The organism is Anabaena sp. PCC 7108 (genome assembly GCF_000332135.1).
Classification (GTDB): domain Bacteria; phylum Cyanobacteriota; class Cyanobacteriia; order Cyanobacteriales; family Nostocaceae; genus Anabaena.
Genome location: NZ_KB235896.1, coordinates 925,368 through 944,849 on the forward strand (window position 1 = coordinate 925,368; position 19,482 = coordinate 944,849).

The following is a 19,482-nucleotide window of genomic DNA, read 5'->3' on the forward strand; positions in this document are numbered from 1 at the left end:
TTAAATCAAATAATCATTAGAGTTTTCAATGTCATAAATAGATATGCTGTCAAGAATGCACCCAAATTTATAGGAAAGGGTCACATTATGCACGACGGCAAGAGTCTATTGGCCTGATAATTGAGTAATTGGTAATGGGAAAAAAGGTAATGAGTCAGATTGGTTTCCTATCACCAAGAACCGATAACCAATAACTGATTATGACATTAATATTAGCTCTTGATTTTGGTGGCACTAAACTAGCCGCCGCGACAGTAAAAGCGGGTTCTAGAGAGTGGTTGCGTTATGAAAATCGCCTCTCACCAGTAAATGCGGATGCTTTGAGTGATGTAGAAATTATGCGATCGCTCATTGATTCCGTGCTAGATAAAAATAAACCCGATGCTATCGGTGTCAGCTTTGGTGGTCCAGTAGACGCAGCCACAGGAATGGTAAGACTCTCTCATCATGTCCCCGGTTGGGAAAATATTCCCCTCAAAGACTTGCTAGAAGAAGATTATAATGCTCCTGCCAGTGTAGATAACGATGCGAACGTGGCTGCTATTGGCGAACATCGCTTTGGTGCAGGACGGGGATATGATAGCTTATTTTATATTACCATCAGTACAGGCGTGGGTGGCGGTTGGATACTCAACGGTAAACCTTGGCAAGGTGCTGGTGGTATGGCTGGAGAAATTGGACACATGGTTGTAGACCCTACGGGGCCAGTCTGTTTATGTGGAAAACGGGGATGTGTAGAACGTTTAGCCTCTGGTCCTTACATGGTGCAAAATGTGCGGGAACTTTTGGAGAAAGAAAGCCATAATTTCCCAGTCAGCACAAGAGGAGAAATACTTAGATATTTAGTAGGCAATGATTTAAACTTGCTCACCGGGCAAGTTATCAGTACAGCTGCTGCTCATGGGGATGAATTAGCACAGGAAGTTCTACACAAAGCGGCTTGGGCTTTAGGTGTAGGTATTGGTAATGTGGCCAATTTGATGAATCCCCAACGCTTTGTTTTAGGTGGTGGTGTTACCAAAGCTGGGGATAGTTTTTGGGCAACAGTACGCAAGGTAGCACAGGAAACCGCATTGCCAGAAGTTAATTTTGAAGTTGTGCGGGCTTTGTTAGGTGATGATGCACCTTTATGGGGGGCTGTGGCTTTAGGTTTGGATGTTGCGCGGTGAATTAAAAGCTAAAACCAAAATCCACCCACACATAAAAGTGTAAGTGGACTGGTTAATTATTTAAAATGGAGCTTATGGGAGTTGAACCCATGTCCAAATTGGGTATTAACCCACCGCTCATTCACAGGTTTAGCCTTTCTGACCCTCAAGGCGGGAATCGTTCATTATCCCGAACGTAGGATGCTCTGATTTAATCTTAACCTTCAAGCCAACCAGAGAACGCTTGTTGGAGCATCCGTTGGGGGTTAGGTCTTTAATCCTTAACGGAGTCAAATTAAAGACGCTCGAACCTAAAAGAGGTTTCTTAGGCAGCTACTAGAGCTTCCCGACGAGCAAATTTTACGATATTGTTCGCATTTACTTTTTTTTCGAGTCTTTGATTTCCGAGAGGAGACTCACTCTCGACCTGAATCACAGAGTAGCGTTCGCCAACCTGTCGAAACCGTTAAAGCCCCATGTGCTTCACACTTTTATTATAGTACGCATTTTTGCCATTTGACAAAAAGAAAGTATAGCTATTTTATTTTGGGAATAAATTAAAGTTAGAGATAGATAGTTTACAGGTACAGTAATACGCCATGACTAGCCAAATTCTGATGCAACCGCAAGAAATTGTCCATTTATCAGGGATTAGTTGGCATACTTATGAGAGTTTGCTAAATGAACTCAGTACCAGTCGCCGTCTTCGCTTGACGTATTATCGGGGTAATTTAGAAATTATGGTTCCTTCACCTGAACACGAACGTTATAAAAAAATTGTTGGTCGTTTTGTCGAAACTTTAGCGGAGGAATTAGAATTGGATATTGATCCTCTAGGTTCTACTACTTTCAAACGTCCAGAAATATCTGGTGGAGAACCTGATGAATGTTTTTATATCAAAAATGTCAAGTTCATTCAAGGTAAAACTAGAATTAATTTACAACAAGATCCTCCACCTGATTTAGTTGTCGAGATTGATATTACTAGCAGTTCAAAAGATCGTTTTGCGGTTTATGCAGAAATGGGTGTGCCAGAAATTTGGCGATATGATGGTAATGTATTTACTATTAATATTTTAGAAGATGGTAAATATATAGTTGTTGATGAAAGTTTAGCTTTTCCTAATCTGCCTTTAACAGAAATTTCCAGTTTCTTGAAAAATGCTGGCAGTAAAAAATATTTGGAATTAGTGAGAGAATTTAGAGACTGGGTGAGAACTCAAATTCAAGAATGATCAAAAATTTAAATTGGGATTGAATTTTGAAGAATAAAGCAAGAGGAATATCAATGATAAATCAATCTGTAGTCAATACCCAAAATCTTTATGATCAAGACTTTTACTTATGGACACAAACAATTGTCCAGCAGTTGAAAGAAAATAATTTGCATCAAATAGATATACTTAATCTGATTGAAGAAATTGAAAGTATGGGGAGAAGTGAGAAACGCGAGTTAAAAAGTCGTTTAATCGTGCTATTGATGCACTTACTAAAATGGCAATATCAACCCGAAAAACGCAGCGAAAGTTGGCGGAGTACCATTACAGAACAACGTATTTGTATTGAAGCATTATTGGAAGATAGTCCTAGTTTGCAACCTTTATTTACGGAAATATTTGCAGATTGTTATGAGAAAGCTCGTTTCAAAGCATCGGAAGAAACAGGGATTAAGTTAAATTTCTTTCCTAAAGAATCTCCTTTTACTTTAGAAGATACTCTGAATAATTATTTTTTAAATAATTGAATTGGATAAAAATAAAAATTTATTTTGAGTATGAATTATTTTGCAATATTATAAAGAAATGTTTTATTTTATGGTGAAATTGTCCCAGATAATGATACTAATCAGGTTCATGAACCTGCATAGCATATTCTATATACACTAGTTCAAGTTCTGTAACCTATTTTTATAATTCTCAGACTCTTAAGTATTTAATTCATGAAATTAGCCGACATTCTCAAAGATTCAAATTACAAACTTTCTCAATTTACTACTGAAGAAATTGCCCAGCTAGAACAGTCAATTATCCTCAAGTCTACTAAAAGCGGTGAAGCACCCTACACGGTTTGTTTAGTTCGCAAAAAAGAAATTAAACTCACACCAGAAGAAGCAATTCGACAACTATATCTGCGGGTGTTAACGGAACGGCTTTACTATCCCCTTAATCGGATTCAAGTAGAATATGGGGTAAATTTTGGGCGCGAGGTGAAACGGGCTGATATTGTGGTTATGGACAAAGATCGGTTAAATACAGTCTATATGTTGGTGGAGGTGAAAAAGCCAAAACTCAAGGACGGTAAAGAACAATTACGATCTTATTGTCACGCTACAGGTGCGCCTATTGCTATTTGGACAAATGGCGATCAAATTTCCTATTATCAGCGTAAAGATCCTAACTATTTTGAAGAAATTTCTGGTTTACCTAATGCTAGTCAAACTCTAGCTGATATTCTGCAAATTAAGTTCACGCTAGAAGATTTAATTGCTAATGACAAATTATTAAAACAGAATAAATCTCTCAAAACCATAGTCGAAGAAATGGAAGATGAAGTATTAGCAAATGCTGGAGTAGATGTTTTTGAGGAACTGTTTAAACTAATTTTTACTAAACTTTATGATGAGTGGTATTCTGGTCAAGGAAACCGCCGTAAAACTCGTTTACTGGAGTTTCGCAATACAGGACAAACAGAAGCCGCACTGAAAACTAAAATTCAAGATTTGTTTGATAGGTCTAAGAAAAAATGGGAAGGTGTATTTAGTGAAGATGCGAAAATAAGCCTTTCTCCTTCTCATTTATCGGTATGTATATCTTCTTTAGAAGATGTGAAGTTGTTTAACTCTAATTTGGACGTTGTTGATGAGGCTTTTGAATATTTAATTAATAAAAGTAGTAAGGGAGAAAAAGGACAATTTTTCACGCCTCGTTATGTGATTGATATGTGTGTGAAGATGCTTAATCCTCAATACGATGAATACATGATTGATACGGCTGCTGGTTCGTCCGGGTTTCCAGTGCATACTATTTTTCATGTGTGGCGGCAAATTTTGGAGGATGAAGGTTTATCAGCAAGTCATTTATTTTCACTGGAAGAGAAGCCACCACGATGTAGAGAATATGTGCAAGAACAAGTATTTGCAATTGACTTTGATGAAAAAGCGGTAAGGGTAGCGCGAACGTTAAATTTGATTGCTGGAGATGGTGAAACAAATGTTTTGCATTTGAACACTCTGGATTATGAAATGTGGGATGAAGTAACAGGACAAGAGGAGTGGGATGATATTTATAATGCTGGATTCAAACGTTTAAAACGACAACGACCAAAAGGTAGTAAGGACTATCGAGAATTTCAGTTTGATGTGTTGATGGCAAATCCTCCTTTTGCTGGAGATATTAAAGAAACGCGCATTATTAACCATTATGATTTAGCTAAAAAGGCTAATGGTAAATGGGAAACTAAAGTCGGACGCGATATTTTATTTATTGAACGCAATCTGGATTTTTTAAAGCCAGGGGGAAGAATGGCAATTGTTTTACCTCAAGGACGTTTTAATAATTCTTCTGATAAAAATATTCGTGATTTTATTGCGGAACGTTGCCGAATTTTGGCGGTAGTTGGGTTACATGGAAATACTTTTAAACCCCATACAGGTACTAAAACTTCGGTGTTGTTGGTGCAAAAATGGAATGATGATCCAAAAGTAGGCGCGTTATGTCCCCGCACGGATGATTACAATATCTTTTTTGCGACGATGGGAAAGAACGAAAAGACAGGAAAGAATAACTCAGGGGATAAAATTTATGTAATAAAGTCTGATGGTTCTAGAGAGTTCCTGTTAGATAGTCACGGTCATTTGATTGTTGATCATGATTTATATAATCACGAAGGTTTGACGCAAGATGGTATTGCTGAGGCGTTTATTGAGTTTGCAAAAAAGGAGAACTTCAGTTTTTTTAAATTAAGCCCATCTGTTGCACCGTTTGATGCTGTGAAGTATGAAAGGTTGATGGATGGGCTAGAGGCAGTTGAATTAAATTTGATCGAAGTAGTTAAACATAATATTACTTTTAGATTTGATAGTGAATTCTTTGAAACAAAGTATATTGAAGCTGAAAAAGCTATTAAATCTAAAAATATAGCCTTGCTAGATTCTATTGCAAGTTGGATTACTCAGGGACCAAATCCGAATTTTTTGGATGATAAAAATGGTGTTCATTGCCTCAATGGAAGGAATATTGCTGGAGGAACTGTTGCTTATGAAGGTTCTGATTATATATCGGAGTCTGAATATCAAAATCTTGAGAGATTTCAAATAAATAAGAATGATATTCTGATTACACTTAAAGGTTATGGTTCTATTGGAAAAATAGGCTTTGTTAGTACAGCTAAAAAATCTATTTTTAGCCGAGATATTGGCATTATTAGATTAAAAAATAACATAATTAATCCAGCCTATTTATTTGTTTTCCTACTTAGCAAGTATGGCAATTTAACTATAGATAGAGGTAGTACGGGAGGAACAGGGCAGCGAACTTTAACAACAACTTATCTAAAAAATATGTATATCCCTCGATTTAAATTCGAGGATTTTATTGGTGAATTTATTTATAAATCAGAAGAAATTCTTCAGGAATCAAATCTAATTTATAAACAAGCTGAAGATTTACTGTTGTCAGAACTCAATTTGAAAGACTGGCAACCTAGTAAAGAAACCATTGCTATCAAGAGTTATAAAGAGTATTTTCTGTCTTCTGGTCGCCTTGATGCTGAGTATTACCAACCAAAATATGATGAATTAATTCAGAAAATAAAGTCTTATTCTCAATATACCAAAAGTATTAATGATATTCAAAACTTTAATACAAGAGGATTACAGCCTATATATTCAGAGAATGGGACTTTGAATGTAATCAATAGTAGGCATATTTTAGAACAACATTTAGATTATGAAAACCTTGAAAAAACTAATGTTGAAAACTGGAATATTCAAGAGAAAGCTAGAGTTTATAAAAATGATATATTAATATATACAACGGGAGCAAATATTGGTAGGACTAATGTATATTTGAGTGAAGAAAAAGCTATAGCAAGTAATCATGTCAATATTTTAAGACTAAAAGAGGAAAATCAAATATATGTAGGTTTTGTTATAAATTCAATTATTGGAAGACTTCAAACTGAAAAACTAAGTGCAGGAAGCGCCCAAGCAGAACTCTATCCAAAAGACATTGACAACTTTGTTATTCCTTTTATTTTAGGAGATAAGCAGAAACAAATTATAGATAAATACGTTATGTCTCTTGAACAAAAACTAAAATCCAAACAACTCCTAGAAATTGCTAAAATAGGAGTAGAAAAAGCAATTGAAACTGATGAAGCAACAGCTAAAGATTGGATAAATCAACAATTAGAAAATTTAGGAATTGATATCAACAATGGAGGAGACAATAAAAATTAATGCTGATGTCATTTATAATAGAATAATAGCCTAAGTAGTAGAGGTAAAACTATGACTATTGAACAAGCAGTTTTAGAAAACCTGCGAGAGTTACCAACCGATAAACAACAGGAAGTTTTAGATTTTATTAAATTTCTCAAACATAAATTACCACCAAACAAACCACGTCCTAGTTTTTACGGCTTATGGAGTGACTTGGATATAAATATTACAGAACAAGATATTACAGAAATTCGCCAAGAAATGTGGGCTAATTTTCCCAGGGATATTGAATTATGAGAGCTATTGTATTAGATACTCATGCTATTATTTGGTATTTTCTAAAATCTCCAAAACTATCAAATGCAGCATTAACAGCAATTGATCAAGCAGATTCAATTTATATACCTTCTATTTCGATTATTGAAATTATTTACTTACAAGAAAAAGGCAAAATACCAGAAACAGCATTACAAAGATTAATTGAAATTTTAGGAAATAGTAATACTGGATGGTCTGTAATCGCCCTAAATTTAGAAGTTGCTCAAACGATTACACAAATACCCAGGAATATTGTTCCAGAAATGGCAGATCGGATTATTACCGCTACGGCGTTTTATTTGAATTTACCTTTGGTAACTTGTGATTCCAAAATTAACTTGTTTAATATCCAAATAATTTGGTAATTAATTCAGTTAATAACAAATACTTTATTATTATTGAGGAGGTTTGAAAATGACATTACAAGAAATAATTAAATCTCTTGATGATTTATCTGTAGAAGATAAAACTTCTCTGCTTAATGTACTTGAGTCTCAATTGTCACAAATAAAGGAACAAGTTGAGGAAAAACCATTACAAAATAAAGGAGATAGCTTTTGGCAAGGAGTTTTAAGGTTTCGAGAAACAATTGAAAGAGAAGGAATTGAATTTACAGATGAAGATTTTGCAAATCTTAGAGATCGTAGTCCAGGACGCGAAATTGATTTATGACAGTTCGCTTTTTACTAGACTCTAATATTATTTCAGAACCGAGTCGGCCAATTCCCAATATTCAAGTTTTAGATCAATTAAATCGCTATCGTTCAGAGGTAGCAATAGCGAGTGTTGTTGTTCATGAAATCCTGTATGGCTGTTGGCGTTTACCACCATCTAAACGCAAGGATTCTTTATGGAAATACATTCAAGACTCTGTGTTAAATTTGCCAGTGTTTGATTATAATCTCAACGCTGCAAAATGGCACGCACAGGAAAGAGCTAGATTATCAAAAATTGGTAAAACACCTGCTTTTATTGATGGACAAATTGCCAGTATTGCATTTTGCAATGATTTGATTTTAGTAACAAATAATGTGGCAGATTTTCAGGATTTTCAGGATTTGGTGATTGAGAATTGGTTTATTTAGGTTGCTTATGTTCAGGTAATTTATAACAAAATTAAATAATATTGGAACTGCAAATTACTGGTTATAGTATAGATTAAATATAAAAGTTTCAAGTAATTGTTTACGTATAATTTTTAGATTAATAAACCAGTAATGGATGATTGGCTATGGTTCATTTAACAATTACCCATTACCAATCACCAATCACCAAATTAAGTTAAAGCCTCTGCACCACCCACAACTTCTAGGAGTTCTTGGGTAATTGCAGCTTGACGGGCTTTGTTGTAAACCAATGAAAGGCTCTTAATCAATTCACCGGCGTTTTCACTGGCGTTACTCATGGCTGTCATTCGTGCTGCTAATTCACTAGCTGCTGACTCTTGGAGCGATCGCAATAACTGATTACTCAGATACAATGGCAACAGAGAATCAAGAATTTGTACAGGGTCTTGCTCGAAAATCATATCACGAGGCAAGGCGCGGACTTGGCTGACCACTTTCTCCCGTTCTACTTGGAATTGACCACCACGGCTAGTTAAGCGGAAGATTTCGTCATCCGCTGCTTCTAAACCTTGGGTATCAAGAGGAAGCAGAGTTTGGACTACGGGACGAGAGCTAACCAAGGAAACGAATTTGGTATAAACTAGCTCAATCCTGTCTACTTTTTCCGAGAGAAACAAGGAAAGTAGTTCATCAGCAATATTAGTAGCTTCTGCGGCGGTGGGAATTTGTTCTAAACCGCTGTAGTTGGCATCAATAGGCTGATTGCGACGTTGAAAGTACTGAGTAGCTTTACGTCCGACAGTTACAAATGTGTAGTCTATACCTTCTGCCTTCAGTTCCTTAGCGCGGTTTTCTGCACGGCGAATGACGTTACCATTGTAACCACCGCACAGACCCCGGTCGCCGGAAATGACCAACAAACCTACTGATTTAACTTCGCGTTTTTTCAGTAGTGGTAAGTCTACGTCTTCAAACCGCAGACGGGTTTGTAAACCATACAATACTTGTGCCAAGCGGTCTGCAAAAGGACGGGTGGCGATTACCTGTTCTTGGGCGCGACGTACCCGTGCCGCAGCCACTAGCCGCATGGCTTCTGTGATTTTTTTGGTGTTTTTGACCGACTGAATGCGATCGCGTATTGCTTTAAGATTGGCCATAATCCGATTTTAGATTTTAGATTTTAGATTTTAGATTTGGAATTTCGGATTTTAGATTAGACTCATCTGCAAATAAGCATTACAGTATCTACTGCCAGGGCTAATGTCTAATTGTTGGATCAGTCTATTTCATCCAAAATCCAAAATCCAAAATCCAAAATTGTTACGCTGCTGCTTGGAAGGTCTTTTTGAACTCGGTTAATGCGGCTTTCAAAGCTGCTTCTTCTGGTTCACCGAGGACTTTTGCTCCTTGTACTGCTTGGTAATAAGCAGTATTAACATTTTTCAAGTAATCACGTAAACCTTTAGCGAATACGGTTACTTTATTTACGGCAATGTCATCCAAATAACCGTTAATACCAGCGTAAAGAACTGCTACTTGTTCAGCTACTGACAGTGGGTCGTTTTGGGGCTGTTTGAGGAGTTCCCGTAAGCGGACACCACGTGCTAACTGGTCTTGGGTGGCTTTATCTAAATCAGAAGCAAATTGTGCGAAAGCTTGTAAGTCGTCAAACTGTGCCAATTCCAACTTAATCTTACCGGCAACTTTCTTCATTGCCTTGGTTTGTGCCGCAGAACCTACGCGGGATACTGAGATACCGGGGTTTACAGCGGGACGGATACCAGAGTTGAACAAGTCAGAAGACAAGAAAATCTGACCGTCGGTAATGGAAATTACGTTAGTTGGGATGTAGGCGGATACGTCACCGGCTTGGGTTTCGATAATTGGTAGGGCGGTCATGCTGCCTTTACCCAGTTCATCGCTCAATTTAGCGGCACGTTCTAATAAACGGGAGTGGATGTAGAATACGTCTCCGGGATATGCTTCCCGTCCGGGTGGACGACGGAGTAGCAAGGACATTTGGCGATAAGCCTGAGCTTGCTTAGAAAGGTCATCGTAAATTACTAAGGTCGCCTTGCCTTTGTACATGAAGTACTCAGCAATTGTTGCGCCTGTGTAGGGAGCTAGGTATTGTAAGGTAGCTGGGTCACTGGCGTTAGCGGCTACAACTACGGTGTAGTCCATTGCGCCTTTTTGTTGTAAGGTTTGAACTACGTTGGCAACGGTGGAAGCCTTTTGACCGATGGCAACGTAAACACAAACTACATCTTCACCTTTTTGGTTGATGATGGTGTCAATTGCGATCGCAGTTTTGCCTGTTTGACGGTCACCAATAATCAATTCCCGTTGACCACGACCGATGGGAATCATCGAGTCAATAGCGGTGATCCCGGTTTGCATTGGTTCGTGTACAGACTTACGGGCAATAATCCCAGGTGCTGGGGATTCAATCAAGCGGGTTTCTGTAGTTTTCAGATCGCCTTTACCATCAATGGGGCGACCCAAAGCATCGACAACGCGACCAACTAAGGCTTCACCTACAGGTACTTGAGCAATTCTACCAGTAGCAATTACGGAGCTACCTTCTTGAATTTCCCGGCCTTCACCCATTAACACCGCGCCCACGTTATCTTCTTCTAAGTTTTGGGCGATGCCGATTGTGCCATCTTCAAATTCTAGGAGTTCCCCAGCCATAGCTTTTTCTAAGCCATAGATGCGGGCAATACCGTCACCAACTTGTAAGACTGTACCAACGTTAGCAACTTTAACCTCTTGGTCATATTGCTCGATTTGTTGTTGGATAATGTTGCTGATTTCGTCTGGTCTGATGGAAATACTCATTTGTCGTGCTATTAGTTTTCTTTCGAGACGGAAGAAGTCAAGACAATTCAAAATTAAAAATAGTTTTTTCTAATTTTTAATTTTGAATTATTAATTATTTCAGCTACTGCTTAAGCGCAAGGAAAGACGACGTAGTTGACCGCGCAAACTAGCATCAATTACTTGTGAGCCGACTTTGATAATCACACCGCCAATCAACTCGCTATCTATCTTGGTTTGTATTTCTACCTGGCGAGCCTTGGTGATGGCAATTACTTTTTCTGTAATTGCTTGCTGTTGAGCTTCTGTCAAAGCAACCGCAGAAGTAACTTCGGCTAATACGGTTTGATTGAGCTGCCGCAACAGTACCAAGTACTGTTGTAAAATCGGTTCCAGAAAAGAAATGCGTCGTCTGTCAACTAGCAGCAACAAAAAGTTACGCAGGTAAGGACTAACGCCCTCACCAAGCACTTGTCTGAGCAGACTCTTCTTGTTTTCAGCCTGAATAAAGGGGTTGCTCAAATATGTCTCCAACTCCTTGTTGGCTGTAAAGAAGCCGAGGAAAGTACGCGCGTCTGTGCCGAAATCTTCTGTTAAGTTTTTCGATTGCGCCAGGGACAACAGCGCCTGTGCATAAGGCTGGGCTATTTCGGCTGCTGCTGCATTACTTTTCATACTTTCCCTCCCAATTGTGAGATGCTGCGTTCAATTAAAACTTGTTGAGCATCGTCAGCAATTCCGCTCTTGAGTTGCGCCTCAACTTTTTGTAGTGCTTGAGCAACTACTTTTTGACGTAATTGAGCGATCGCTTTATCTAGTTCTGCACTCAAATCATCTGCACCTGCTACCTGCAAGCGCTCAATATCTACAGCAGCTTGTGCCAAGATAGCTTCTTTAGCAGCTTGGGCATTGTCTTGGGCTGCTTTTTTAATTCTTTCAGCTTCGGCGGTAGCTCGTTCTAGGTTTTGCTGCGCCTCTTTGAACTTTTCGGCTGCATCCTTAGCTCTTTGCTCTGCATTCTTAATTGCTGTTTCAATATTTTCTCGGCGAGTTTTGAGGGTGTTACCCACAACTTTCCGTCCGAAGACAAACAGCACAGTAATAATAATGGCCAGGTTAATCAGGTTAGTGTCTAAAATATTTGTGTTTAGACTAAACCCTCCTTCTGCCAATTCACCTCCGACGGCGCTAGATTCGGCCATCAACAGTAAAAAAGTCCCCATGATTTTTCATCCACAACTGCGCTGCCAAAACTTTTTTGTCAGTTGTCAGTTGTCAGTTGTCTTACTTAATGACTAATGACTAATGACTAATGACCAATGACTATTTTTTGAGTTAGCGCTGGTTAACTAAATCGGCTCCTAAAAGCTTTTCTAGCATTTGCCGACTGAGCGCATCAACTTGTGCTTCCAAAGAACTTAAAGCTTGTTGTTTTTGCTGCTCAATTTCACCAGCTGCTTGTTCTCTTTGTGCCTGGGCTTCTTTTTGCGCTGCGGCAATTTTTTGGGCAGCGATTTTTTGAGCTTCGGCTTGAGCTTCAGCAACAATTGTTTGTGCTTGCCGTCTAGCTCCTGCTAGATCCTGCTCGTATTGCTGTGCCAATTTTTCTGTTTTTGACAAGCGTTCTTGAGCTTCTAATTGATTGCTACGGATATATTCATTCCGTCCATCAATTGCATTGCCCAAGGGCTTGTAAAGAGTTGCGTTCAATATTAGGGCTAAGATTAGAAACTGGATTGCCATCAAAGGCAGGGTAGCATCTAGATCAAACAAACCCCCTTCTTTGGCAACTTCTTCTACAGCCAATAAGGTGATCCAGTGTGTCATGTTTGCTTATTCCTATCTACTATTTTAGTGCTGAGTCCTGAGTCCTGAGTCCTGAGTTAATAGTTTTGAGTTATCTTTGTTAAACTCCCAACTCTTAACTTGTTTTTACTCAGCACTCATTACTCAGCACTCATTACTGATTATGCGAAGGGGTTAGCAAACAGTAGCACTAGAGCAACTACTAGACCGTAGATGGTTAGCGCTTCCATGAATGCCAAGCTTAACAGCAATGTACCGCGAATTTTGCCTTCAGCTTCTGGCTGACGAGCAATACCTTCTACAGCTTGTCCAGCTGCGTTACCTTGACCAATACCGGGTCCGATTGCAGCCAAACCAACAGCTAGAGCAGCAGCAATAACGGAAGCAGCAGAAACTAATGGATCCATGATATTTTTTCCTTACTTTACTGAGTTAGACGGGTCTTGTAGTTGTCGTTGTCAATAGTCAATTTTCAGTTTTCAGTTTCCAGTTTTCAGTTGACTACTTTCTGTCACCTGTTACCTGTTCTCTGTCACCTAAAATGACTCATGACTATTTTCTGAGAGATTTAATGATGTCCCTCATGCTCTTCACCACCATGATGATCTTCCATCGCTTCACCGATGTAAGCAGCAGCTAAAGTGGCAAAAATTAGTGCTTGAATGGCGCTGGTAAACAGTCCCAATGCCATTACTGGTAAAGGTACGAACAAGGGAACTAGCAAAACTAGTACTCCTACCACCAGTTCATCAGCTAAAATGTTACCGAATAAACGGAAGCTTAGGGAAAGGGGTTTGGTGAAATCTTCAATAATCTTGAATGGCAACATAAACGAAACTGGTTGCACGTAGTTGCCAAAATACCCTAAACCCTTTTTGCTGAACCCAGCATAAAAATACGCTAAGGATGTCAACAAAGCTAAGGCAACAGTTGTGTTGATGTCGCTTGTAGGTGCTGTTAGTTCACCTTCTGGCAAATGAATTAACTTGAAAGGAACTAGCGCCCCTGACCAATTTGACACAAAAATGAACAAAAACAAAGTGCCGACGAATGGCACCCAAGGACGATATTCTTTTTCGCCAATCTGGTTTTTCGCCAAATCTCGAATGAATTCCAGGGCATACTCCATCAGGTTCTGTAGTCCACTGGGAATTCTTTTGATGTTACTGCTTGCCAAGACGGAAACCAGTACTAGCACACCAATGACAAACCATGAAGTGAGAAACACCTGGCCATGTAGCTTTAAGTTACCTATTTGCCAGTACAGATGTTTTCCCACTTCCAATTCGGCAAGTGGAACAGAGTAGAAGTTCAGAAAATTCAGCATTTTCTTTCCAATTCGATCATTTCTCCAATATTACCTGGAGAGGAGGAGTCTTTTTAAGGTCGCCGTAGCTTTTGTTTAGTCAGCGCGGTTTTGGGGAGCCAGTCATTTGCGTGGGTTTCCCCCGTACAAGGAACTGGCTTGGTTTCCCTCCCCATGTAGGCGCTTCGCCTTCCCGTAGGGTTTGACTACTGTGCCTCTTTTAGAGGAGCTTCGCTAACACCTTTAGGTATACCGGAAGCATCACCTGGAGGGCGAGTCAGAGATAAACGCCAACCTAATTACGTAAATGATGAGGGTGGCTTTGTAGGTGAGAAATCCCAAAAATATGGGCAGTACTAGCAGCTGATTTAAGCGCGATGCTAGTAAAATCAGTCCTACTAATAAGGCTAACCGAGTTTTGCTCAGTGATTGTTTCTCTCGGCCCAAACGCTCAACATCTTTTGCCAACATCCTCAAGTAAAGCACACCTGCACACGCCCCTAACAAATAGTTCAGGGCAATGTTCAGAGAGTAAGCAATCCACACAGAGATGAAAATAACCCCTGTCAGAACAAGTGTGATTACTAACAACTCCTGATAGAGTTGATAGAAGTCATCCATGGAAGAGTCTACTGGTTCTGTCTCTTCAAAACCAAGTTGAGCATCTTGTTGTGTTGTCGGAGTCGGCGCAATTGATTCTTCTGACAAGCTCACGGGACTTGAAACCAGTAAAGCGGAATATGATGACTGCACATTCAGTCAGCTGAATCATATCACGATCCGGTAACAATACTTTAGGAAAAAACAATTAACTTCTTGGCATTGGTCATTGGTCATTGGCAACAGAACTACTTGTTACCGATTTCTTTCATGAAGAGGGGGTTAGTAAGAGCAGTTGTTGTTTGCGGAGGTGTCTTAACTCCGTCTAAGTCTAGTTCGACTTGGGCTAAAATTTCAGCCACTGTGGCATTATTATCGCATTTTTTTAGAAACTCAACTTCTGTTGCTCATAAGTTAACAATTTGGTAATGGTCAGGACTTACGCAACTGGCACATTGGTAGGGTGCGTCAGACTGCATAAATCTAGTAAATAAACAGATTTTTGATATCTGACGCACCCTACAACAGATTTTTAGTGTGACACGCAGCTTTAGTCCTAATCGTAATAAGATAAATATTTAGATATTAACAAAATTAAAATATGTGTTATTGACAACGCTTGAAGAGACGCTGTCTGTAACGTCTCTATATTCTTTTTCGCTTCTATACTTTTACTGTTTTTCTAGCAGCTTTAGCTTTTCTCAGCGCCAGATTTCCCAAAGTGTAAGCCCCAAATATTCCTAAGCCTAAATTGGTAGAAAAGTCAAAAGGTACGGGAGTTGCGGCACTTGGCGTTAAGGTTCCATTGGTTAAATTAGTGGATAATACGCGACCGTTAAATATGCCATTTGACACACCAAATGCCAAGAGCGATGAATCAGGGCTGCTAAAAAATCTGCTACTATCTGTCAGTGTACCACTGTTTCTATAAAACTGAGTTGGAGCAGTACCATCCCACAAAAAGCCCTGTGTCGGCTGATTTTCGGTAAAAGTTGCCCCTACCAGTGAGGGAGCAACTGTGGAACTGGTGACAGCAACTGTAGCAGCGTTAATGGTAAAGTTAAAAGGACCTGTGGTATTGGCAAAAGTACCATTTGTTTCAAAAGTACCAGCTTCAGCACCGCCATTAAAAGACCAGTTCCATGTTAGTGCTTGTGCTGGTTTGGTTTCGGTTAAAGCCATAGTCAAGGCTATACCAGCAGTTGCTATTCCTAGTTTTGTAACTAATTTCACGAGGATTATCTGTAAAAAAACTACACGTATATGATAAACTGAAACTAGCTTATATAGAAAGTAAGAAAGTATTTTTTACAGGAATCTTTATCTGATTGTGAATTTTAGGTAAAAAATGAGGATTTGGCTGTTAAGTCCATAGCAATTTCAATCCCGTTATTCTACTTAACCAGGTGTCAGTAAAATCATTTGTTGTTGCAAAAGATTCCTGACTCCATCTAACCCAAACTGCTCTTTGGTTAAAATCTCTGCTACGGTAGATTTCCCATCACAGTTTTGCATAAACTCAAATTCGGCTGTTGATAAATTAACTATTTGGTAATCGTAATTAAATAAGCATTGACTCGGAAACCCATCTATGCACGGGTTAAGTTCGGGAATTGCTGCTAATAAAGTGTTATCTGCTGTCCATTCAGTTTTGGTAAGGGGGGGACGACTCAGGAAAAATTCGTAATGTGTTACTTCTGGATTCAGTAATTCTATCAAGCGGTAACGTTGGCGTTCTGTTAATTCTTCGGCTCGTTCAATTAACTCCGGTGCTTTTTCTAGAAGCTTTTCTAGTTGCCAAAATCCCGGATTGGAAAAACCTACAAAGTCTAATCCAGAAGCGTCTATTAATTCAAATAGTGTATCACTGTTGTAATCAGTTTCCTGGGGATGTACGTACATATCCGCAAAACATTCATCTCGCTGGTTTTCTAATGACCAGCGTTCTTTTTCACGCTTGACAATTCGGTTATTTTCTGGTAATGAAGCAAATATTTGTCGTCCGACTTGAACACCATCACGATAGTCACCTTTTTTGTTACCTTGGAGGAGTGCGATCGCTTTTTGCATGAGTTGAATTTCCCAGCGTCCCAATTCCCCATAGACAAAAATGTGCATTAAGCCACCGGGGGCTAATTTTTTCGCTAATGCTTGAATACCACGAATGGGATCTGGGAGATGATGGAGAACACCGACGCAGTTAATTAAATCAAATTCTCCTGGTATCTGTTCCACATCATATATACTCAGATGATGGAATTCTACACGGTCAGCACCAGAACTTTGACAGCGTTGTTTTGCTACTTCTAGAGTTCCTGCACTTAAATCAATTCCGACTACCTGCGCGTGGGGGTTGAGATGTACTAAATATTCCGTTCCGACTCCTGAACCACAACCAGCATCTAAAATGCGGATATCTTGCTTTTGTGGTTTTCTGCCGGTGCAGAAGTTGTAAGCAGCTAACCAATTCCAACGCCAATTATAACCTGGTGGTGGTTCGTCGAGTATTGGTTCTGGGGGGAATGGGTAGGTGTCGTAGAGTTTAGCTACAGCAGCACTGACGGTTTGGGAGTCGGACATGATCAGGATTAATGCAGTATTTCTGAGTTTAGCCGATGGTGGTAATTAGGGCAAAGGTTATAGCAGGGAATTCTTAACTCTTAACAGGATTGAAAGTCTATTCTTCAGAATAATCACCACCAGAACCAAACTTCCAAGCATCTACTAGACGATGCCAATAATATTGTTGTTGAATGGGTAGATTATTAACTAATGGTTTAAACATTGGATTTATAGAAAACAAACCACTATAAATACATAGATTGATGTAATGAAACATCCAGTCTAGCAAACTATCTAAACCAACTTGGGGAATTATCTTCGCAACTAACAAAGGATGAGATAAACCTGTTTTTAACAATGTTTGTGTTAAAGCTCCAAACTGCACCACATCTTGTAAAAATGGTTTAAGTACGGGAGTTCCAAGTTGTTGCATTTCCTGAAAAACGGCTGAGAGAAGTTGGTTAATTTGATTTGGGTCAATTTTTTGTTCTACACCCACACTCATTGCCTTTTGAAATAACCAAGTTACACTTAAACTCGGTTGATAGGGTTGCAATATTGTCAAGTCTTGAACAGATAATTTATCTATTTGTAATGCTTCTTCAATTCCTAATGTTAACCTTTTTAAATGACGTACGATAGCCCCAAAACCGCCAAAACTCAAAGGTGATTGATTACCGCTACTATCACCAACTGGTAAAATGCGATTCCAAGGAGTTTGGAGAGGACTTTGACGATAACTAGGAAAAAAACCAAAGAGCGCTCTTTTAAACTTCAGTTGACTAAGTTCCACGCCCTGATATTCTGGTAAAAGACGGAAATATTCTGCAAATAAAGTTTCTAAACTCAAGCGTTGTGGATTTGCATCCATATAAGTAAATAAATAAGTTGTTCTACCATCTTTTGCAGGGAAAGCTTCCCAAAAATATTGACATTGATTTTGCAAAGTGGTGAAAGATAACAACAAATCACCAGAGTTATTTTTAATAAATCCTTCAGCACAACTTCCGACAACTAAACAAAGGGCATCTGGTTTTTTACCTTGACGTGCTTGTTGGCTAATTGGTGAAAGGTTTCCCATTGCGTCAAGCAACAATCTTGCTGTAAATTGATTATTTATATTAACTCCATTTGGGTGAACAACTACATCGCTAAAAGGTGTATTTTCAAATAATTTTCCCCCAACATTGATAAATCTAGTTTTTAAGGTTTCCAGTAAATAAATAGGATCTACACCAATGTTAAGAACATCTTCTACCCAAACTTCTGTACCACCTTGAAAGCTGACTCGTGCAGGGTTATATTTAGTGACAATAGTCTTTTCTAATTCTGCTGCTGTTAGCAAGTCCAATTCTCGAAATACTTGCAATTCTTTCCGGGAAATATTCCATTCTTGTTCCCTTCCTTGCAAAATTCCCCTTTCCAGCAATGCTACCCGCACACCGCGTACAGCTAAAGCGCAACCAATGAGAATTCCTAAAGTTCCACCACAAATAATTACATCCCATTCCACAGAGTTTAAAGGTTGTGAATTTTCTTTAACTACGTTAGGAATGGGTGTGTTGTCTGTTCGCAGGGATGTTAAGATATTATCGGTGCGGCGTAAACCGCTTAAAACATTTCCTGGTAGTTGAGAAAGAATTTCTTCGGTTAGGGACATAACAGTTAATTCCAGCAGAGTTATAGTATTTTAGGACTTACGCATTAACAAAGTTAATCAAATATGAATTGTGGATTTTATCTCTTTGATGGTGCGTCAGACCCGATAATTTGCCTACAATTAACAAAATTTTGCCATCTGACGCACCCTACTAATATGCCGACCGGAAATAACTAATTTCGGTTGATACACATCATGTCTAATTTGTATAGTGCGTAAGTCCTATATTGATATTATCTTTTCAGACAAAAGTTTGAAAAAGCTGACTGTTGACTGCTATAAGTCTTGAGTTTATGGCAATGTGGATATAGAAACGAGACAATAACTTAACTTGTAGGAAATATTTATGAATCGCTCAAAAATAGTGGCCGTTATTACAGGTGCGATTTCTATCCTTTTAGCTGTTGCTTACCTGATAGTTGTGCAAATCCTCGACTACCGAGATATGAAACCTGCGCCCATTAGTGAATTGTACCCACCAGCAGTAATTGCAGAAAGTATAGCAGGTGACAAGGAACAGGTGATAGGTGACAGGATATAGGATATAGGTGACAGGTGACAGGTGACAGTGTGAGAAGTCTTTTAGTATCTAAGTTTTATTATCAATTGGTTTCCTAATTGCTATATCTCCGTGTCTCCATATCTCCGCGTCCCCCCGTCACCGTGTCTCCATATCTCCGCGTCCCCGCGTCCCCCCGTCACCGTGTCTCCATATCTCCGTGTCTCCATATCTCTATATCCCCGCGTCACCGCGT

General features: G+C 39.0%; 20 protein-coding genes and 1 other RNA gene. 9 read left to right on the plus strand and 12 right to left on the minus strand.

Annotated features, from left to right (window positions below; all coding sequences use genetic code 11):
- The first annotated feature begins 200 nt into the window (after positions 1-200).
- Complete coding sequence (locus ANA7108_RS0104880; RefSeq protein WP_016949650.1) at positions 201-1,169, plus strand: ROK family protein; 969 nt, start codon at positions 201-203, stop codon at positions 1,167-1,169.
- 63 nt (positions 1,170-1,232) lie between these two features.
- Here the strand turns inward: ANA7108_RS0104880 and ssrA are convergent.
- Positions 1,233-1,624: a transfer-messenger RNA gene (ssrA, locus tag ANA7108_RS28555) on the minus strand.
- Between the two features lie 123 nt (positions 1,625-1,747).
- Between ssrA and ANA7108_RS0104885 the strand changes: the two genes are divergently transcribed.
- From ANA7108_RS0104885 to ANA7108_RS0104915, 7 genes are all read left to right on the plus strand, one after another.
- On the plus strand, positions 1,748-2,383 hold the full coding sequence (locus tag ANA7108_RS0104885) for a Uma2 family endonuclease (protein WP_016949651.1): 636 nt from the start codon (positions 1,748-1,750) through the stop codon (positions 2,381-2,383).
- 53 nt (positions 2,384-2,436) lie between these two features.
- The gene (locus ANA7108_RS0104890) at positions 2,437-2,892 is read left to right on the plus strand and encodes a DUF29 domain-containing protein (RefSeq protein WP_016949652.1); all 456 of its coding nucleotides are present in this window, start codon (positions 2,437-2,439) and stop codon (positions 2,890-2,892) included.
- Between the two features lie 195 nt (positions 2,893-3,087).
- Entirely contained in the window at positions 3,088-6,606 is a 3,519-nt protein-coding gene (locus ANA7108_RS0104895; protein WP_016949653.1) for an N-6 DNA methylase, read from the plus strand.
- A 51-nt stretch (positions 6,607-6,657) separates the two neighbouring features.
- Entirely contained in the window at positions 6,658-6,885 is a 228-nt protein-coding gene (locus tag ANA7108_RS0104900) for a DUF2281 domain-containing protein (RefSeq protein WP_016949654.1), read from the plus strand.
- Positions 6,882-7,271 carry a type II toxin-antitoxin system VapC family toxin gene (locus tag ANA7108_RS0104905; RefSeq protein WP_016949655.1) on the plus strand — a complete coding sequence of 130 codons (390 nt, stop codon included), beginning with the start codon at positions 6,882-6,884 and terminating at the stop codon, positions 7,269-7,271. Before ANA7108_RS0104900 ends, ANA7108_RS0104905 begins: the two co-directional genes overlap by 4 nt.
- Positions 7,272-7,320: 49 nt before the next feature.
- Positions 7,321-7,578 carry a hypothetical protein gene (locus ANA7108_RS0104910; RefSeq protein ID WP_016949656.1) on the plus strand — a complete coding sequence of 86 codons (258 nt, stop codon included), beginning with the start codon at positions 7,321-7,323 and terminating at the stop codon, positions 7,576-7,578.
- A complete protein-coding gene (locus ANA7108_RS0104915) occupies positions 7,575-7,991 on the plus strand; it encodes a type II toxin-antitoxin system VapC family toxin (RefSeq protein ID WP_016949657.1) in 417 nt (138 codons plus the stop codon). The genes ANA7108_RS0104910 and ANA7108_RS0104915 overlap by 4 nt, the downstream gene beginning before the upstream one ends.
- A 191-nt stretch (positions 7,992-8,182) precedes the next feature.
- Here ANA7108_RS0104915 and ANA7108_RS0104920 read toward each other — a convergent pair whose 3' ends face one another.
- From ANA7108_RS0104920 to ANA7108_RS0104970, 11 genes are all read right to left on the minus strand, one after another.
- The gene (locus ANA7108_RS0104920) at positions 8,183-9,130 is read right to left on the minus strand and encodes a F0F1 ATP synthase subunit gamma (protein ID WP_016949658.1); all 948 of its coding nucleotides are present in this window, start codon (positions 9,128-9,130) and stop codon (positions 8,183-8,185) included.
- 163 nt (positions 9,131-9,293) lie between these two features.
- Positions 9,294-10,814 (minus strand): F0F1 ATP synthase subunit alpha, encoded by a 1,521-nt coding sequence (atpA, locus tag ANA7108_RS0104925; RefSeq protein ID WP_016949659.1) that lies wholly within the window; start codon positions 10,812-10,814, stop codon positions 9,294-9,296.
- 99 nt (positions 10,815-10,913) lie between these two features.
- Positions 10,914-11,468 carry an ATP synthase F1 subunit delta gene (gene atpH, locus ANA7108_RS0104930; RefSeq protein ID WP_016949660.1) on the minus strand — a complete coding sequence of 185 codons (555 nt, stop codon included), beginning with the start codon at positions 11,466-11,468 and terminating at the stop codon, positions 10,914-10,916.
- Positions 11,465-12,016 carry a F0F1 ATP synthase subunit B gene (locus ANA7108_RS0104935; protein WP_016949661.1) on the minus strand — a complete coding sequence of 184 codons (552 nt, stop codon included), beginning with the start codon at positions 12,014-12,016 and terminating at the stop codon, positions 11,465-11,467. The genes atpH and ANA7108_RS0104935 overlap by 4 nt, the downstream gene beginning before the upstream one ends.
- 112 nt (positions 12,017-12,128) lie before the next feature.
- On the minus strand, positions 12,129-12,620 hold the full coding sequence (locus ANA7108_RS0104940) for a F0F1 ATP synthase subunit B' (protein WP_016949662.1): 492 nt from the start codon (positions 12,618-12,620) through the stop codon (positions 12,129-12,131).
- 140 nt (positions 12,621-12,760) lie between these two features.
- Complete coding sequence (atpE, locus tag ANA7108_RS0104945) at positions 12,761-13,006, minus strand: ATP synthase F0 subunit C (RefSeq protein ID WP_015206126.1); 246 nt, start codon at positions 13,004-13,006, stop codon at positions 12,761-12,763.
- A 161-nt stretch (positions 13,007-13,167) separates the two neighbouring features.
- Positions 13,168-13,926 carry a F0F1 ATP synthase subunit A gene (atpB, locus tag ANA7108_RS0104950; RefSeq protein WP_015213883.1) on the minus strand — a complete coding sequence of 253 codons (759 nt, stop codon included), beginning with the start codon at positions 13,924-13,926 and terminating at the stop codon, positions 13,168-13,170.
- A gap of 240 nt (positions 13,927-14,166) precedes the next feature.
- On the minus strand, positions 14,167-14,619 hold the full coding sequence (locus ANA7108_RS0104955) for an ATP synthase subunit I (RefSeq protein WP_016949663.1): 453 nt from the start codon (positions 14,617-14,619) through the stop codon (positions 14,167-14,169).
- 549 nt (positions 14,620-15,168) lie between these two features.
- Positions 15,169-15,738 carry a hypothetical protein gene (locus tag ANA7108_RS0104960; protein WP_016949664.1) on the minus strand — a complete coding sequence of 190 codons (570 nt, stop codon included), beginning with the start codon at positions 15,736-15,738 and terminating at the stop codon, positions 15,169-15,171.
- Positions 15,739-15,903: 165 nt separating this feature from the next.
- Positions 15,904-17,085: a class I SAM-dependent methyltransferase gene (locus tag ANA7108_RS0104965; protein ID WP_016949665.1), complete on the minus strand. Its 1,182-nt coding sequence runs from the start codon at positions 17,083-17,085 to the stop codon at positions 15,904-15,906.
- A gap of 97 nt (positions 17,086-17,182) precedes the next feature.
- A complete protein-coding gene (locus ANA7108_RS0104970) occupies positions 17,183-18,727 on the minus strand; it encodes an FAD-dependent oxidoreductase (protein WP_016949666.1) in 1,545 nt (514 codons plus the stop codon).
- A 346-nt stretch (positions 18,728-19,073) separates the two neighbouring features.
- On the opposite strand from ANA7108_RS0104970, the gene ANA7108_RS0104975 reads away from it, so the two are divergent.
- Positions 19,074-19,268, plus strand: coding sequence for a hypothetical protein (locus ANA7108_RS0104975; RefSeq protein ID WP_016949667.1), 195 nt, complete (start codon positions 19,074-19,076; stop codon positions 19,266-19,268).
- Positions 19,269-19,482 lie beyond the last annotated feature (214 nt).

Bases quoted from the DNA above. Each gene is read 5' to 3' on its own strand.
- ANA7108_RS0104915 (WP_016949657.1), top strand. From the start codon at position 7,575: ATGACAGTTCGCTTTTTACTAGACTCTAATATTATTTCAGAACCGAGT.
- ANA7108_RS0104940 (WP_016949662.1), bottom strand. From the start codon at position 12,620: ATGACACACTGGATCACCTTATTGGCTGTAGAAGAAGTTGCCAAAGAA.
- atpH (WP_016949660.1), bottom strand. From the start codon at position 11,468: ATGAAAAGTAATGCAGCAGCAGCCGAAATAGCCCAGCCTTATGCACAG.
- ANA7108_RS0104900 (WP_016949654.1), top strand. From the start codon at position 6,658: ATGACTATTGAACAAGCAGTTTTAGAAAACCTGCGAGAGTTACCAACC.
- ANA7108_RS0104975 (WP_016949667.1), top strand. From the start codon at position 19,074: ATGAATCGCTCAAAAATAGTGGCCGTTATTACAGGTGCGATTTCTATC.
- ANA7108_RS0104895 (WP_016949653.1), top strand. From the start codon at position 3,088: ATGAAATTAGCCGACATTCTCAAAGATTCAAATTACAAACTTTCTCAA.
- ANA7108_RS0104880 (WP_016949650.1), top strand. From the start codon at position 201: ATGACATTAATATTAGCTCTTGATTTTGGTGGCACTAAACTAGCCGCC.
- ANA7108_RS0104920 (WP_016949658.1), bottom strand. From the start codon at position 9,130: ATGGCCAATCTTAAAGCAATACGCGATCGCATTCAGTCGGTCAAAAAC.
- ANA7108_RS0104885 (WP_016949651.1), top strand. From the start codon at position 1,748: ATGACTAGCCAAATTCTGATGCAACCGCAAGAAATTGTCCATTTATCA.
- ANA7108_RS0104970 (WP_016949666.1), bottom strand. From the start codon at position 18,727: ATGTCCCTAACCGAAGAAATTCTTTCTCAACTACCAGGAAATGTTTTA.
- ANA7108_RS0104910 (WP_016949656.1), top strand. From the start codon at position 7,321: ATGACATTACAAGAAATAATTAAATCTCTTGATGATTTATCTGTAGAA.
- ANA7108_RS0104905 (WP_016949655.1), top strand. From the start codon at position 6,882: ATGAGAGCTATTGTATTAGATACTCATGCTATTATTTGGTATTTTCTA.
- atpA (WP_016949659.1), bottom strand. From the start codon at position 10,814: ATGAGTATTTCCATCAGACCAGACGAAATCAGCAACATTATCCAACAA.
- ANA7108_RS0104965 (WP_016949665.1), bottom strand. From the start codon at position 17,085: ATGTCCGACTCCCAAACCGTCAGTGCTGCTGTAGCTAAACTCTACGAC.
- ANA7108_RS0104890 (WP_016949652.1), top strand. From the start codon at position 2,437: ATGATAAATCAATCTGTAGTCAATACCCAAAATCTTTATGATCAAGAC.
- atpB (WP_015213883.1), bottom strand. From the start codon at position 13,926: ATGCTGAATTTTCTGAACTTCTACTCTGTTCCACTTGCCGAATTGGAA.
- atpE (WP_015206126.1), bottom strand. From the start codon at position 13,006: ATGGATCCATTAGTTTCTGCTGCTTCCGTTATTGCTGCTGCTCTAGCT.
- ANA7108_RS0104935 (WP_016949661.1), bottom strand. From the start codon at position 12,016: ATGGGGACTTTTTTACTGTTGATGGCCGAATCTAGCGCCGTCGGAGGT.